Raw genomic sequence first — 14,905 nt, forward strand, 5'->3', positions numbered from 1 at the left:
GTGACGGCGGCCGGTGACGGGCCCTGGCTCGACGAGGCGGCCGGACGGCTGGTGCGCCCTTTCACGGTCAGCAACGGCCGTACCCGGCCCACCATCGCGCTCGATCTCATGTCGCAGGTCATGGCCACCGGGGCGACCCCCCTCGGCTACCTCGGCCCCGAGCACGAGCAGGCACTCGACCTGTGCCGCGGTCCCGTCTCGGTCGCCGAGGTCGCCGCCCATCTGAAGCTGCCGGCGGCGGTCACCAAGGTGCTGCTGTCGGACCTCGTCGACTGCGGGGCGCTCACCACCAAGCCCCCCGAGTTCCACCACAACCCGACTGACCGGGCCCTTCTGGAGGCAGTGCTCGATGGACTACGACGACAGCTCTGACCCCTTCCCCACCGCACTGAAGATCTTGGTGGCGGGAGGGTTCGGGGTCGGCAAGACGACTTTCGTCGGCGCGGTGAGCGAGATCGCGCCGCTCAGCACGGAGGAGCTGCTCACCACGGTCAGCGCCGCGACCGACAACCTGGAGGGCATCGAGAACAAGGTCGAGACGACGGTGGCCATGGACTTCGGCCGCATCACACTCGATCCGGAACACGTCCTGTATCTGTTCGGCACGCCCGGCCAGGAACGGTTCTGGTTCATGTGGGACGAACTCTCGGAGGGCGCGCTCGGCGCGGTCATCCTCGCCGACACCCGGCGCCTGGAGGACTGCTTCGCCGCCGTCGACTTCTTCGAGCAGCGGGGGCTCGGCTTCATCGTCGCGATCAACGAGTTCGACGGCGGCTACCGGTACGACCCCGAGGAGGTCCGCGCCGCGATCGACCTCGACCCGCAGATCCCGGTCGTCCGCTGCGACGCCCGGATCTCCAGCTCCGGTGTCCAGACCCTGCTGACCCTGGTACGGCACCTCATCGCCCACGCGCCGGCACCCGCGCCGAGCCACGGGGCCCACATGTGACATCCGCACACACCAGCACGGAGCCGCATATGACCTACGCCCACAGCGACGGAATCCGCCCATGAGCTACGGCCCACCCCACCCGGTCGCTCGCCTGCTGCTCACCCCCGAGGACAAGGAGGCACCAGCCCGCGCACGGCGGCTGTTCCAACTGGGACTGGGGGAGCACCCCGATCCGGCCCTGGATGTCTTCGCGGACCATCTCGCCGAGCTCGCCGGGACGCCGTACGCCATGGTCAACTTCATCGGCGAGAACCGGCAGTTCTTCGCCGGCCTCCATGTGCGGCAGACCGTGAGCCTCGCGCGGGCCGACGACGCGAAGCCGGAGCTGGGCCGCCAGATGGAGCGCGACCATGGGTTCTGCCCCCATGTGGTCGTCCGACACAAGGCGCTGGTACTGGAGGACGTCCGCGACTATCCGCGGTTCGCCGGGAACCCGATCGTCGACGAGTTCGGTATCCGCTCCTATCTGGGCGCCCCGCTCATCGACTCCACGGGAATGGCGCTGGGCACGGTGTGCGTCGTCGACGTGGAGCCGCGGCCATGGGGGAAGGCCGGACTGGAGACGATCAAGGCGTCCGCGGCGGAACTGGTGATGCGGCTGGAGCGACGGGCGGCGGACGGGCTGCCCCTCTAGGGGGTGGCGGAGGGCGTGAAGGAAAGCTGTGGCGCCGCTTAAGAAAACCTCGATGGACCTGGGCGCCGCCGTACGGCAGATTCATCTGCGATTCCACCCCCCTCCCCGGCCGCGGGCGTCTTCGGCATGCCCGCGGCCGGGACTCACGCACAGGAGCCGCACCGTTGAAGGCACTGGTCAAGGAGAAGGCCGAGCCCGGGCTCTGGCTCGCGGACGTCCCGGAACCGGCTGTCGGACCCGGTGACGTACTGATCAAGGTGCTGCGCACCGGCATCTGCGGCACCGATCTGCACATCCGTTCCTGGGACGGCTGGGCGCAGCAGGCGATCCGCACCCCGCTCGTGCTCGGGCACGAGTTCGTGGGCGAGGTCGTGGAGGTCGGGCGCGACGTCAGTGACATCACCCCCGGCGACCGGGTCAGCGGCGAAGGCCATCTCGTGTGCGGCAAGTGCCGCAACTGCCTGGCCGGCCGCCGCCACCTGTGCCGGGCCACGATCGGCCTCGGCGTCGGACGGGACGGCGCCTTCGCCGAGTACGTCGCCCTGCCCGCCGCGAATGTGTGGGCGCACCGTGTGCCCGTGGACCTCGACGTCGCCGCGATCTTCGACCCGTTCGGCAACGCCGTGCACACCGCGCTGTCGTTCCCGCTGGTCGGGGAGGACGTCCTGATCACCGGCGCGGGCCCCATCGGCCTGATGGCGGCGGCGGTGGCCCGGCACGCCGGCGCGCGCAACGTCGTGATCACCGACGTGAGCGAGGAACGGCTGGAGCTGGCCCGCAAGGTGGGCGTGAGCCTCGCGCTGAACGTGTCCGAGGCGACCATCGGCGACGGGCAGCGCGCACTCGGCCTGCGCGAGGGCTTCGACATCGGTCTGGAGATGTCAGGCCGCCCCGAGGCCATGCGCGACATGATCGCCAACATGACGCACGGCGGCCGGATCGCCATGCTCGGGCTCCCGGCGCAGGAGTTCCCGGTCGACTGGGCCCGGATCGTCACCTCGATGATCACCGTCAAGGGCATCTACGGCCGCGAGATGTTCGAGACCTGGTACGCGATGTCCGTGCTGCTGGAAGGCGGCCTCGACCTCGCCCCCGTCATCACCGGCCGGTACGGCTACCGCGACTTCGAGGCGGCGTTCGCCGACGCGGCGAGCGGCCGCGGCGGCAAGGTCATCCTCGACTGGACCGCCTGAGTCACCGCGCAGGCCTCCGCGTGAGTCCCCGCGTAACGCCTTTGCGTGAGTCCCCGCGTAAGTCCTCTGCCCTTTCTAGGAGCTTTCTGATGTTCGACTCCGTGCGCGACGACCTGCGCGCCACCCTCGACGAGATCCGCGCCGCCGGCCTGCACAAGCCCGAGCGGGTCATCGGCACCCCGCAGTCCGCGACGGTGGGCGTCACCGCGGGTGGCCGCCCCGGCGAGGTCCTCAACTTCTGCGCCAACAACTACCTCGGCCTCGCCGACCACCCCGAGGTGGTCGCCGCCGCCCACGAGGCGCTGGACCGCTGGGGCTACGGCATGGCCTCGGTCCGCTTCATCTGCGGCACGCAGGAGGTGCACAAGGAACTGGAGGCACGGCTCTCCGCGTTCCTCGGCCAGGAGGACACGATCCTGTACTCCTCCTGCTTCGACGCCAACGGCGGCGTGTTCGAGACGCTCCTCGGCCCCGAGGACGCGGTGATCTCCGACGCGCTGAACCACGCGTCGATCATCGACGGCATCCGGCTGTCCAAGGCCCGCCGCTTCCGGTACGCCAACCGCGATCTGGCCGATCTGGAACGGCAGTTGAAGGACGCGTCCGACGCCCGGCGCCGGCTGATCGTCACGGACGGCGTCTTCTCCATGGACGGCTATGTGGCGCCGCTGGCCGAGATCTGCGACCTCGCCGACCGCTACGACGCCATGGTCATGGTCGACGACTCGCACGCCGTCGGCTTCGTCGGCCCCGGTGGCCGCGGCACACCCGAGCTGCACGGCGTCATGGACCGCGTCGACATCATCACCGGCACCCTCGGCAAGGCGCTCGGCGGCGCGTCCGGCGGCTATGTCGCGGCCCGCGCCGAGATCGTCGCCCTGCTGCGCCAGCGCTCCCGGCCGTACCTGTTCTCCAACACCCTGGCCCCGGTCATCGCGGCCGCCTCGCTCAAGGTCCTCGACCTGCTGGAGTCGGCGGACGACCTGCGGGTCCGGCTGGCCGGGAACACCGCGTTGTTCCGCCGCCGTATGACGGAGGAGGGCTTCGACATCCTCCCCGGCGACCACGCCATCGCGCCGGTGATGATCGGTGACGCGGCTGTCGCCGGCCGGATGGCGGAGCTGCTGCTGGAACGCGGTGTGTACGTGATCGGCTTCTCGTACCCGGTGGTGCCGCAGGGCCAGGCGCGCATCCGCGTGCAGCTGTCCGCCGCGCACTCGACGGACGACGTCAACCGTGCCGTGGACGCCTTCGTCGCGGCCCGGGCGGAACTGGAAGGCTGAGATCCGGCCGGTCCGGACATCTTGCGATAATCGATCTCATGATCGAAGCGCGGCGGCTCCACATCCTCCGTGCGGTGGCCGACCACCGCACGGTCACGGCGGCTGCCGCCGCGCTGTACCTGACCCCCTCGGCGGTCTCCCAGCAGCTCACGGCCCTGGAACAGGAGACGGGCCACCGCCTCGTCGAGCGCGGCGCCAAGGGCGTACGGCTGACCCCGGCCGGTGAGATCCTGCTCAGCCACACCAACGCCGTCCTCGCCCAGCTGGAGCGGGCGGAAGCGGAACTGGCCGCGTACAGCTCGGGCGCGGCCGGCACGGTCACCGTCGCCTCCTTCGCGACCGGTATCGCCCTGGTCGTCGCGCCCGCCGTGACCCGCCTCGCCGAGACCGCCCCCGGCATCCGCATCCGCGTCCAGGACGCCGAGGGCGACGCCAGCCTGCCGATGGTGCTGGACCGGCAGGTCGACATCGCGGTGGCCGTCGAGTACCGGGGGGCGCCGCCCGCCGACGACCCCCGCCTGGCGCACGTACCGCTGTACGCCGAGCCGTTCGACGCGGTCGTCCCCGTGCGCCACCGGCTGGCCGACGCACCCGAGGTTCCCCTCGCGGAGCTGGCCAAGGACCCGTGGATCGGGCCGTACCCCGGCAACCCCTGCCACGATGTGGTCGTCCTGGCCTGCGAGAACGCCGGTTTCCAGCCTCGTCTCGAACACTCCTCGGACGACTTCCGCGCGGTCGTCGCCCTCGCCTCGGCGGACGCGGGCGTGGCGCTCGTACCGCGCACGGCGCTGCGCGGCATGGACCTCACCGGGGTCGTCGTCCGGCCCGTGGACGGGGTGGCGCCCACGCGCCGGGTGTTCGCGGCCGTACGGCGAGGCGCAGAGGAGCATCCGTTGATCCGGCCGGTGCTGGAGGCGCTGGGGGAGGCTGCGGGGGAGTGAGCCGAGGAGTGAGCCGCCCGTAACGCCGCCGTTTCATATATGGGATAGCGTCCCGGATATGAAATCTGCGCTGGATGCCGGTGAACCCGCCGAGTCCGTCGACACGCGCCTCGGCGCCCGCCTGGCCGAGTTGCGGGCCGAACGCGGCTGGTCCCTCGGTGAGCTGGCGGAGCGCAGCGGCGTGAGCCGGTCGACCCTGTCCCGCGCCGAGCGCGCGGAGATCAGCCCCACGGCCTCGCTGCTGAACCGCCTGTGCCATGTGTACGGCCGGACCATGTCCCAGCTGCTCAGCGAGGTCGAGGCCGAGCCCGCCCTGCTGGTGCGGGCCGCCGAGCAGCCGGTGTGGGAGGACCGTTCCTCCGGATTCGTACGAAGGTCCGTGTCACCGCCGCACGCGGGGCTGCGCGCCGAGGTCGTCGAAGGGCGGCTCACCACGGGCGCCGACATCGCGTACGACCGGCCGCCCGTGCCGGGGTTGGAGCAGCACATCTGGGTGCTGGAGGGAGCGCTCGACGTAACGGTCCAGGAGACCGAGCACCATCTGGACGCGGGGGACTGTCTGCGGATGCGGGTCTGGGGGGCCACGAGGTTCCGCTGTCCGGGACCGGGCGCGGTGCGGTACGTGCTGGCGGTGGTGCTGCCGTGATCGTGACGCGACTGGACGAGGCCCAACTGCTCCAGCGGGTCGCGGACTTGGCCGATCTGCTGGTGGACACGGTGGCGGACGGCGCCTCCGTCGGGTTCCTCGCACCCCTCGACCGTAGGGCGGCCATGGTCTGGTGGAAGGAACGCGCGGCCGCCGTGGCGGCCGGACAGATGGCCGTGTGGGCGGCACGCGATGGCGGGCGAACCGTCGGCACGGTCAGCCTGGCCTTCGCCGACAAACCCAACAGCCGGCACCGGGCGGAGCTGGTCAAGCTGATGGTGCACCGGGACGCGCGGGGGCGGGGCCTCGGCCGCAGCCTCCTGACGACCGCGGAAGAGGCGGCGATCGGCGCCGGGATCACCCTCCTCCACCTGGACACCGAGACCGACAGCCCCGCCGAGCGGCTGTACGGCTCGGCCGGCTGGACCCGGGCCGGAGTGATCCCCGACTACGCGGCGAGCCCGGACGGGGTCCTGCGGCCGACGACGATCTACTACAAGCACATCTGACCGCTCGCGACGGACGTGTTGTCAGTGCCGCGTGGAACACTCGCCGTCGTCACTCGGCCGAAGGGCCGAACGAGCGGTGCATCAAGGGGGATTGTCTGCCATGGGCGTGAGCATCTCGTTCGTCAGCGCGACGACGGAGGAGCTGGACAGAGCGGAGAAGGACCCGAGTTGGGCCGGTCAGTTCGTCTGTGACCTGTACGGCGCAGACACCTACCCGATGCCCGGTCGCCTCTACGGCGGCCCCGACAGGTCGTTCGCCGGCCTCCAGTTCCTCTTCGACGAGGCCGAGATGTCACTCGAGTTCGTGATGGACGGGTTCCAGATCCTGGAGGACGGCACCCTGTTCGGGTGGACCGCGGAGCAGATCGGCAGCGTGGCCCGGGAACTGCGGGCGACCTCGTGGGAGACCTTGGCGGCCCACTACGACCCGGAGCGGATGGCGAAGGAGGACGTGTACCCCAACATGTGGAGGTTCGACCCCGAGGGGCGGCGGGACGGGCTCGAAGGCGCCTACGACGGGCTTGTCGCGTTCTTCGGAGAAGCGGCTGACCGCGGACTCGGGGCGTTCATGAACTTCAGCTTCTAGGGTGCGTTCGCGCCTTTCCCCCACCAGGTGACGGAAAGCCCCTCTCACCAGGTGATTGTCAGTGCCGGCCGCTACCGTGCCTCTCATGCCGGATGCCGAAGACGTACGCCGTATCGCCCTCTCTCTGCCGGACACGACGGAGAAGATCGCTTGGAGCATGCCCACCTTCCGGGTCGCGGGCAAGATGTTCGCCACGCTGCCCGAGGAGGAGACGTCCATCGCCGTGCGCTGCCCCAAGGAGGAGCGTGACGAACTGGTGCTGGCCGAGCCGGGGAAGTTCTGGATCGCCGACCATGAGGCGCAGTTCGCATGGGTGAGGGCCCGGCTCGCGGCGTTGGAGGGCGAGGAGGAACTGCGTGACATCCTCGCCGACTCCTGGCGTCAGGCGGCACCGACGAGGCTGCTGGACGCGTATCCGGAACTGGGGCGGCCGACGGGGGAGTGAGACCCGTGGGGCCCGGAGCGGACGTGAAGCCGGTCGCACGCAGGGAAGCCGCTGGGCACGCAGGGAAGCCGCTGGGCACGCAGGGAAGCCGTTGGGCACGCATAAACGGGTGCGCGACCACCGACCCGAGTGCGGTATTGTTTCCATGCACGTTCGGCCGGGGGAAACCCCAGGTCAGACGGGCACCGGGACGTGGCGCAGCTTGGTAGCGCACTTGACTGGGGGTCAAGGGGTCGCAGGTTCAAATCCTGTCGTCCCGACTTTACGAAGTCGCAGGTCAGGGGCCGTTTCAGAGGAGATCTGAAACGGCCCCTTGATGCTTCTTGGGGACCAGGGCACTTGACTGCGCCATGCGGCCCGTTGACATGCGCGCGGCGTGTTCCAAGCGTGCGTTGACGACTCCCGGCAGGAGGCTTCTGGACCTCCGGGAATGACGGTGTGTCAGTTATCGTTGATGCTGGCCGGAAGGGGTGCGAGTCAGTCGGGACGAGGAAGACTGCTGTCAGGCCGTGGGAGATCGATGACGAGTTGTGGGCGCGCATCGAGCTGCTGCTGCCGGTCGTCCCGCGTAATCCGCGGCGTCCGGGTCGTAAGCGTCTGGATAGTCGCAAGGTGTGTGCGGGATCGTTTTCGTGCCTTACGGCAACTGCTCGTACTCCCGGCGAGACAGGGGCGCCGGCCAACACTGCCCTTCACGCTGAGCCCCGCGCGCTGCTACCGCTGGGCGACAATCCGCATGCGGTGGCCGCAGGCGGCGGCAAAGCGTTCTGAACAGGACGGTCCCACTTGGCAGAAGCCGTCCTGGGCGTCCAGGTGGTCCAGGGCGAGACGTAGGTCCAGGTCAGAGCCCTGTGACGTGAGGGTGTCCGTGGGGTTCGTGATAGGGGCGTGACAGGAATGGCGCTGCAGAACCCCCGCTGGCTCGCCTCCGTCTGGCGAGGCTACGTGATCGCCGGGGGCCCGGCCGGCGCCCGGTGGGCGAAAATCCTGGTGTGCGGGGCCGACGGAACCGGGTAACGTCATGGTCATGTTCTTCCAGACGCCGATTTACGAGTGAGAGCGTGATGGGCCCCTGCCGATGTCCTTCGACGTCGCCGCGCCCGTCGCCGACCGATGAATCCGTAGATCACTTCACATCATTTCGGGAGAACCTGTGAGCAAGAACATCAACAACCCCGTGGGCATGGGCGGCGGCAAGCGCAAGAAGCTGTCCCGCGCCGAACGGCAGAACAACGGTCCGCACCGCAACCTCGACCGCCAGGGTGCCGCCGACCAGAAGGCGGAGCTGGTGCGCAAGATGCGCGAGAAGGCAGGCGCAGCCGAGGGCGCCGGGCAGACGGGCGACGACACCGCACAGAGCTGACGCACCGCCGCCGCAGGGCGGCACCGCACGGGGCAGGGCCCGGACCGCGACACGTGGTCCGGGCCCTGATGCCGTACCGGGCGCGGCCGGTCTCGCTCAGCTCTCGGCCGAGTACCCGCGTCTCAGCCGACCACCCGGGCCCGCAGATTCGGCAGCCCCGTCACCAGGCGGCAGCCCTCGCACCGCCGAGACCTGTCCGGCGAAGTCCGTGTTGATCGTGCGCGACACGGCCGCCGGCGAGGTGCGGTGACAGAAGGAGGGCGAAGGATCAGCCATGTGATTGCCTCTTGACCCTCTGGCGTCGCCCTCGTCCGTCACACCCTCGACGACCTGCGCTGACAACGTCCCGGCCGCGCTGAGCGGCCGGGTCCGATGTCGCTGGTGGCCGCCTCGACCACGGCGGTGCCGTCGGCATCGAGGCGGGCCCGGGCCTGCGCGGGATACCGTCCCGGGTCGTACACACCGGTGGCCATGCCCATGCCTATCAGCCAGTCCCCGTCCCGCGTCGAGCGCGGCTTCGGGTTACGGCGATCCCAGCCGAACTCACGGGCACCGACCGTGTAGCACTCACTCAGCCGGCGGGTGGAGAACGGCTCGTTGGTCGACTCGTCCTCGCTCGGCTCGTTGCGCCGACGCAACTCGATCGGGTCGACGCCGAGTTCGTGTGCGAGCTCGTCCATGGCCGACTCGATCACGAACGACGCCGACGCGAAGCCGGGCCCGCGCATCCAGATCGGGGTGTTCACGTCCAACGGCACCTGCCGGTACGCCTGACGGACGTTGGGCATGCTGTAGAGCATCTGCCCGGCCGGCATGACCGCCTCGTTGAACGTCTCGTACGAGGAGGTCTCGGCGTCGATGCCGTGGATCGGCGCGTTCAGCCGGCCGCGCCGATCGCTGCCAAGGCGCAGCCGGTATTCGTAGGCGGGCCGGAAGCCGGTGCCGAAGTACATCTGCTTGCGGCTGAGCACGAGCTTGACCGGCCGCCGCGTCACCCGCGCGGCGAGCGCGGCGACGATCGTGTGCGGCCAGCAGCGCAGCCCGCTGCCGAACCCGCCACCGACGAACGGGTTGATGACCCGCACCGCGTCCGCCGGCAGGTCGAAGACCGCGGCGATCTCGTCGTGCGTGCCCATCACCCACTGGGTTTTGTCCCATACGGTGAGCCGGTTGCCGTCCCACCGGGCGACGGTGGCGTGCGGCTCCATCGGGTTGTGGTGGTTGCGTGCCAGCTCATACGTCAGGTCCAGCCGTACGGCCGAGGAGCGCAGCCCTGCTTCCGCGTCCCCACGTGCGTAACGAGTCGGCTCGCCCGGCTTGGCCTTGGTGAGGTCGGTCGAGGGCTGCTCGGCGTCGTAGCGGACCTTGACCAGGCTCGCCCCGTGCTGCGCGGCCTCCAACGTGTTCGCCACCACCACGGCGACCGGTTGGCCGTGGAACAGCACCTGGTCGTCCTGGAACACCCGAAGTCTGCGCCCGGGCGGGTTGTTGGAGCCGGCGTTGTCGCGGTACGGCAGCTTCGGCGTGTTGCCGTGGTGGATCACCCGCAGCACACCGGCGTGTTTCTCGGCGGCGCGCGCGTCGATGGAGGTGATCCAGCCGCGTCCGATGCTCGCGTCGACGATGACGGCGTGTACGGCACCCTTGATGTCGTGTTCGGCGGCGTACTCCGCCTTGCCGGTGACCTTGAGCCGGCCGTCCACGCGGGACAGCGGCGCACCTACGGCGGCCTGCGGCTAGGGGCTCATTCCATCTCTCCTACGGTGCGCAGCTGGCGTTCGACGGTCCGCTTCAGGAGCGCGACCTTGAACCGGTTGTGCTGAAGGGGGCGGGCGCAATCGGCCGCGTGGTCGGCGGCCGCGGCCCACAGCCGGTCCGAGGGGCGCTCACCGATCAGGGCCCGCCCGATGGCGGGCAGCTTTATGGCCGGACAGGTCTGGGGAAGCGCACTCAGCGAGGGACGGGCGCGTCGGCCCGCGGAACGTGGGAATCTCCAGATCGTGGCCGGCAGCCTCCTCGCCGTCGGCGAGGACGCGGCAGCCGCCCGCGACCTGCTCCGCCCGATGATCGCGCTCTACCTCGGCGGCATGGGCGCCAAGGGCAAGAACTTCTACAACGACCTGGCCCGCGCGTACGGTTACGAGGAAGCCGCCGGGAAGATCCAAGACCTCTACCTGTCCGGAAGGAAGAGGGAGGCGGCGGAGGCGGCTGTTCCCGACGAGCTGACCGAACTTGTGTCGTTATGCGGCCCCGAGGGTTACGTACGCGAGCGCATCCAGGCATTCCGCTCCGCCGGTGTCACCCAGCTGAACGTCCGGCTGGTCGACCCCGCCTGCCCGCCTCGTCGAGAAGGTCAAGGGCTGGCTCTGACGGCTGCTCAGTTCGTGCCTGCCCCGGGACGGTGCCAGGCCGTGAGGACGGGACCGGCGCGGTTGACGGGACCCGGTAGTGGTCGTGCTGAGCGGCCGACCGTTGTCGGGCTGTCCGGGTGGGTCACGCGTGGATTCGAGGTCGCGGCCGCGTATCCGCTCGATCGTGCGCAGGCGTTGGTAGACGGTCTCCCGGACAGACCGTCTGAGCGAGCGGCGATGGTCTTGTTGCCGGCCGCGTCCAGGTACCGGCGCATGGTCGTCAGGAAGTCAGTGCCGTGGCGGGTTTCGCGGTCGTTGAGTCGGCCCAGCTGCCGTTCCGCGTGGTCGACACTGCGGGGGCTTTGCTGCGGAGCGGTCGGGGGAAGTCTCCGCAGTCACGGGACGGCACCTCCCTGATGAGGCGTTGCGGCCGACGCCCCGATTACGGCGGTGCGCCCCTGGTCTTCATTCCGCAGCGCACGTATCCCCGCTCCACCACCGTGGACCGGGGCGGAGGGTGCACGGGTGGTGACGATATGCTTACCTGATGGCCCGGAATCCCCGTCGTACTGTCGTCGAGGAGTGTCGGGGGATGGGACAAGGAGCCGGTCCGGTCGAGCGCGGGGGCCAGGGGGGAGACGATGGAATGCGGCAGGCAGGTGTGCTCGATGTCGGGTGCCACAGTGCTCTGCTGACGGTGGTGCGGCGGCGTCCGGGTACGGTGCTGGAATCGGTGTTCTCCCGCAAGGTGCGGCTGAGACTGCACGAGACCCTCGACCGCAAGGGGCGACTGGAGAAGGCCGGCATGAAGAGTGTCGAGCGGGCAGTGGCCGAGGCCGTCGCCGCGGACCCGCGTCTGCGTGGACCGGAGGTGTTCGCGTTCGCGACCTCCGTCATCCGGGACGCGCCCAACCGCGACGAGGTCATCGCGCGAGTGGCACGCACCACCGGCACCCGCCTGCGCGTGCTGACCGGCGAGGAGGAGGCACGGCTGGCCTACGTAGCCGCCCGCCAGTGGGCCGGCCCGACGGCCGGGCAGTTGCTGGTCCTGGATATCGGCGGCGGCACCGTGGAGATCGCCTCCGGCACCGGAGACCAGCCCCGCGTGGTCAACTCGCTGCCGCTGGGCGCCCGCAGGATCACCCGGGACTGGCTTCCCGGCGGCACCGCGCCGTCCCGACGCCGCCTCGACGAGGTCCTGCAGCACCTCTGCGAGTCTCTGGAAGCCGTCCCCGGTCTGCCGCAGGCCGAGCCGGGAGGGCGGGTACTGGCCTGCTCCAAGACCTTCGAACAGCTCGCCCGGCTCGCCGCCGCCCAGAGCAGGACACCGCGCACCAGGCGGCGGCTGACGCTGCCCCAACTGCGCACGGCAGTCTTCCTGCTGGCCGATGCGGCACCGTCCCACCGTGGCAAGCTGCCGGGCATCTCCCGGCACCGCGCCGAGCAGTCCCTGGCCGGAGCCTTGATCGCACAGGCCCTCATGGAAGCCTGCGGGGCCAAGAGCGTCGAAATCTGCCCCTGGTCCACCCGGGAAGGGCTACTGCTCGAACACCTCGGCGTGGCCCCCACCCCGGCCGGCCGCCCCCGCCTCGTCGGCTGAGCCCAACGGACCTGGCCTCCCGAAGGCTTTCCCTAGTTCGGCATCCAACTCCTCAACGCGCCGCCTCGCACCCTTCCACCGCTCACCGATGCAGCGGGCACATCGGCCGTAAACCGGCAGTATCCCGTACGGCGTTTCGGACCCGGGCCGTGTACGGCGTGGGCGGCTCCGAGAGGCGTCGACGGCGAGCCACAAGGATGGCGTCGGCGAGCTCGCGGACGCCATCCCCGAATCCTTCGGTTCGTTCGCGGGCTTCAAAGCGCAGCTCACCAAGGCCGCCGCGACCACACAGGGTTCGGGCTGGGGGCCTCGCCTACGAGCCGCTCAGCGGTCACCTGATCGTCGAGCAGGTCTACGACCACCAGGGCGACGTCGGCCACGGCTCGACCCCGGTCCTGGTCTTCGGCGCGTGGGAGCACGCCTTCTACCGTGTGACATGAGGGCCGGCAACGCCGAGAGGAAACGGCCGAGTGCGGCTCCCGTGCCCGACCTCGATGCCCGCTGGCCGCGGAACCGGGGACAGTGCTGCCGGGCTGTGGCTCAGGCGTCGATGATGACGGGGATGATGAGGGGCTTGCGGCGGTGGGTGCGGAACGCCCAGTTCGCCACGGCGCGTGCGACGAGTTGTTCGAGTTGGTGCGCGTCCCCGACGCCTTCCTCGGCCGCGGTGGCCAGGGTCTTCTCGATGACGGGGATGACGGGCTCGAAGGTGGTGTCGTCGTGGACGAAGCCGCGGGCGAGGAAGTCGGGGGCCTCGGCGAGGGCGCCGGTGTCCGCGTCGACGATCGCCACGACCGTGACCACGCCTTCGGCGGCGAGGGTGAGGCGGTCCTTGAGGGAGGCTTCGGTGGCGCCGCCGACTTCCATGCCGTCCACGTAGACGTTGCCGGCGGGGACCTTGCCGGTGATGGACGCGCGGCCGTCGACGAGGTCGACGACGACGCCGTCCTCGGCGATGACGACTCGGTCGGGGTCGAGGCCGGTACGGATGGCGAGGTCGCCGTTGGCCCGCAGGTGGCGCCATTCGCCGTGTACGGGCATGACGTTGCGGGGTTTGACGATGTTGTAGCAGTAGACGAGTTCGCCGGCGCTGGCGTGCCCGGAGACGTGCACCTTGGCGTTGCCCTTGTGGACCACGTGGGCGCCCCACCGGGTGAGTCCGTTGATCACGCGGTAGATGGCGTTTTCGTTGCCGGGGATGAGGGAGCTGGCGAGCAGGACGGTGTCGCCCTTGCCGATGCGGATCATGTGGTCGCGGTTGGCCATTCGTGACAGCGCGGCCATCGGTTCGCCCTGGGAGCCGGTGCACACCAGAGTGATCTTGTGGTCGGGGAGCTTCTCCAGCTCCTTCGTGCTCACGACCAGACCGGAGGGGACCTTCAGGTAGCCCAGGTCGCGGGCGATGCCCATGTTGCGGACCATCGACCGGCCGACGAAGGCGACCTTGCGGCCGTGCTGGTGGGCGGCGTCCAGGACCTGCTGGATGCGGTGCACATGGCTGGCGAAGCTGGAGACGATGACCCGGCGCGGCGCGGTGCGCATCACCTGTTCGATCGCCGGGTTCAGTTCACGCTCGGAGGTGGTGAAGCCGGGGACTTCGGCGTTGGTGGAGTCGGTGAGGAACAGGTCCACGCCCTCCTCGCCGAGGCGGGCGAAGGCGCGCAGATCGGTGATGCGGTCGTCGAGAGGGAACTGGTCCATCTTGAAGTCGCCGGTGTGCAGCACCATCCCGGCCCGGGTGCGGATCGCGACCGCGAGGCTGTCCGGGATGGAGTGGTTGACCGCGACGAACTCGCAGTCGAAGGGCCCGAAGCCGCGCCGGTCGCCCTCCCGCACCCGCACCGTGCGCGGCCGGATGCCGTGTTCCTTGAGCTTGGCCTCCAGGAACGCCAGCGTCAGCTTGGAGCCGACGACGGGAATGTCGGACCGCTCGCGCAGCAGGTACGGCACGCCGCCGATGTGGTCCTCGTGGCCGTGGGTGAGGACCACGGCCACGATGTCCTCCAGCCGGTCCCGGATCGAGGTGAAGTCCGGCAGGATGACGTCCACGCCGGGCTGGGTCTCCTCGGGGAACAGCACGCCGCAGTCGACGATGAGCAGCTTGCCGGCGTGCTCGAAGACGGTCATGTTGCGGCCGATCTCACCCAGGCCGCCCAGGGCGACGACCCGCAGCCCTCCTTCGGGAAGAGGCGGGGCGGCTTTCAGCTCGGGGTGCGGATGACTCATACCCTGACGGTACCCGGAGAGCGGGACGGCATGATCCATCGCCTGTGTGATCTCTCCTTCCGACGGAGCGGAGCACCCGCGGCGGCTGCCCCGGGATGACCGCATTACGTCGGCGGCCGGCGGCCGGTACAGGGAGTGGTGAAGGCGGTACCACCTTCCGTGGGTGAACCGGTGGC

General features: G+C 70.0%; 13 protein-coding genes, 1 tRNA gene and 5 pseudogenes. 15 read left to right on the forward strand and 4 right to left on the reverse strand.

What is annotated here, in order from left to right:
- From ABIE67_RS40475 to ABIE67_RS40530, 12 genes are all read left to right on the forward strand, one after another.
- Positions 1-372, forward strand: coding sequence for a DUF742 domain-containing protein (locus ABIE67_RS40475; RefSeq protein ID WP_370269435.1), 372 nt, complete (start codon positions 1-3; stop codon positions 370-372).
- The gene (locus tag ABIE67_RS40480) at positions 350-949 is read left to right on the forward strand and encodes an ATP/GTP-binding protein (protein ID WP_048579917.1); all 600 of its coding nucleotides are present in this window, start codon (positions 350-352) and stop codon (positions 947-949) included. Before ABIE67_RS40475 ends, ABIE67_RS40480 begins: the two co-directional genes overlap by 23 nt.
- Before the next feature lie 61 nt (positions 950-1,010).
- Positions 1,011-1,586 (forward strand): GAF domain-containing protein, encoded by a 576-nt coding sequence (locus ABIE67_RS40485; RefSeq protein WP_370266547.1) that lies wholly within the window; start codon positions 1,011-1,013, stop codon positions 1,584-1,586.
- 164 nt (positions 1,587-1,750) lie between these two features.
- Positions 1,751-2,779, forward strand: coding sequence for an L-threonine 3-dehydrogenase (gene tdh / locus ABIE67_RS40490; RefSeq protein ID WP_370266548.1), 1,029 nt, complete (start codon positions 1,751-1,753; stop codon positions 2,777-2,779).
- A gap of 89 nt (positions 2,780-2,868) precedes the next feature.
- On the forward strand, positions 2,869-4,062 hold the full coding sequence (locus ABIE67_RS40495; protein ID WP_370266549.1) for a glycine C-acetyltransferase: 1,194 nt from the start codon (positions 2,869-2,871) through the stop codon (positions 4,060-4,062).
- A gap of 38 nt (positions 4,063-4,100) precedes the next feature.
- Entirely contained in the window at positions 4,101-5,003 is a 903-nt protein-coding gene (locus ABIE67_RS40500; protein WP_370266550.1) for a LysR family transcriptional regulator, read from the forward strand.
- A 58-nt stretch (positions 5,004-5,061) separates the two neighbouring features.
- Complete coding sequence (locus tag ABIE67_RS40505; protein WP_370266551.1) at positions 5,062-5,649, forward strand: helix-turn-helix domain-containing protein; 588 nt, start codon at positions 5,062-5,064, stop codon at positions 5,647-5,649.
- A complete protein-coding gene (locus tag ABIE67_RS40510; protein ID WP_370266552.1) occupies positions 5,646-6,158 on the forward strand; it encodes an N-acetyltransferase family protein in 513 nt (170 codons plus the stop codon). The genes ABIE67_RS40505 and ABIE67_RS40510 overlap by 4 nt, the downstream gene beginning before the upstream one ends.
- A gap of 100 nt (positions 6,159-6,258) precedes the next feature.
- Complete coding sequence (locus tag ABIE67_RS40515) at positions 6,259-6,744, forward strand: YfbM family protein (RefSeq protein WP_370266553.1); 486 nt, start codon at positions 6,259-6,261, stop codon at positions 6,742-6,744.
- A gap of 85 nt (positions 6,745-6,829) precedes the next feature.
- Positions 6,830-7,189 carry an MmcQ/YjbR family DNA-binding protein gene (locus ABIE67_RS40520; RefSeq protein WP_370266554.1) on the forward strand — a complete coding sequence of 120 codons (360 nt, stop codon included), beginning with the start codon at positions 6,830-6,832 and terminating at the stop codon, positions 7,187-7,189.
- Between the two features lie 186 nt (positions 7,190-7,375).
- Positions 7,376-7,449: transfer RNA gene (locus tag ABIE67_RS40525), tRNA-Pro, on the forward strand.
- An 893-nt stretch (positions 7,450-8,342) separates the two neighbouring features.
- A complete protein-coding gene (locus tag ABIE67_RS40530) occupies positions 8,343-8,552 on the forward strand; it encodes a DUF6243 family protein (protein WP_370266555.1) in 210 nt (69 codons plus the stop codon).
- 362 nt (positions 8,553-8,914) lie between these two features.
- Here the strand turns inward: ABIE67_RS40530 and ABIE67_RS40535 are convergent.
- Positions 8,915-10,255: pseudogene (locus ABIE67_RS40535) on the reverse strand (xanthine dehydrogenase family protein molybdopterin-binding subunit); the annotation flags it as partial.
- A 41-nt stretch (positions 10,256-10,296) separates the two neighbouring features.
- A pseudogene (locus tag ABIE67_RS40540) lies at positions 10,297-10,473 on the reverse strand (xanthine dehydrogenase family protein subunit M); the annotation flags it as partial.
- A gap of 1 nt (position 10,474) precedes the next feature.
- On the opposite strand from ABIE67_RS40540, the pseudogene ABIE67_RS40545 reads away from it, so the two are divergent.
- Positions 10,475-10,798 (forward strand): annotated as a pseudogene (locus ABIE67_RS40545) (LLM class flavin-dependent oxidoreductase); the annotation flags it as partial.
- Between the two features lie 255 nt (positions 10,799-11,053).
- Here the strand turns inward: ABIE67_RS40545 and ABIE67_RS40550 are convergent.
- Positions 11,054-11,259, reverse strand: a pseudogene (locus tag ABIE67_RS40550) (helix-turn-helix domain-containing protein); the annotation flags it as partial.
- Between the two features lie 290 nt (positions 11,260-11,549).
- Here ABIE67_RS40550 and ABIE67_RS40555 point away from each other — a divergent pair.
- Positions 11,550-12,503 (forward strand): Ppx/GppA phosphatase family protein, encoded by a 954-nt coding sequence (locus ABIE67_RS40555; protein ID WP_370266556.1) that lies wholly within the window; start codon positions 11,550-11,552, stop codon positions 12,501-12,503.
- Between the two features lie 193 nt (positions 12,504-12,696).
- Positions 12,697-12,931 (forward strand): annotated as a pseudogene (locus ABIE67_RS40560) (Fe-Mn family superoxide dismutase); the annotation flags it as partial.
- Positions 12,932-13,043: 112 nt separating this feature from the next.
- On the opposite strand, the gene ABIE67_RS40565 reads toward ABIE67_RS40560, so the two are convergent.
- Entirely contained in the window at positions 13,044-14,729 is a 1,686-nt protein-coding gene (locus tag ABIE67_RS40565; RefSeq protein ID WP_370266557.1) for a ribonuclease J, read from the reverse strand.
- Positions 14,730-14,905 lie beyond the last annotated feature (176 nt).

This window comes from Streptomyces sp. V4I8 (assembly GCF_041261225.1).
In the GTDB taxonomy this organism is placed as follows: domain Bacteria; phylum Actinomycetota; class Actinomycetes; order Streptomycetales; family Streptomycetaceae; genus Streptomyces.

Coding starts and splice junctions, on each gene's coding strand:
- ABIE67_RS40480 (WP_048579917.1), top strand. CDS start 350: ATGGACTACGACGACAGCTCTGACCCCTTCCCCACCGCACTGAAGATC.
- ABIE67_RS40485 (WP_370266547.1), top strand. CDS start 1,011: ATGAGCTACGGCCCACCCCACCCGGTCGCTCGCCTGCTGCTCACCCCC.
- ABIE67_RS40495 (WP_370266549.1), top strand. CDS start 2,869: ATGTTCGACTCCGTGCGCGACGACCTGCGCGCCACCCTCGACGAGATC.
- ABIE67_RS40500 (WP_370266550.1), top strand. CDS start 4,101: ATGATCGAAGCGCGGCGGCTCCACATCCTCCGTGCGGTGGCCGACCAC.
- ABIE67_RS40505 (WP_370266551.1), top strand. CDS start 5,062: ATGAAATCTGCGCTGGATGCCGGTGAACCCGCCGAGTCCGTCGACACG.
- ABIE67_RS40515 (WP_370266553.1), top strand. CDS start 6,259: ATGGGCGTGAGCATCTCGTTCGTCAGCGCGACGACGGAGGAGCTGGAC.
- ABIE67_RS40520 (WP_370266554.1), top strand. CDS start 6,830: ATGCCGGATGCCGAAGACGTACGCCGTATCGCCCTCTCTCTGCCGGAC.
- ABIE67_RS40555 (WP_370266556.1), top strand. CDS start 11,550: ATGCGGCAGGCAGGTGTGCTCGATGTCGGGTGCCACAGTGCTCTGCTG.
- ABIE67_RS40565 (WP_370266557.1), bottom strand. CDS start 14,729: ATGAGTCATCCGCACCCCGAGCTGAAAGCCGCCCCGCCTCTTCCCGAA.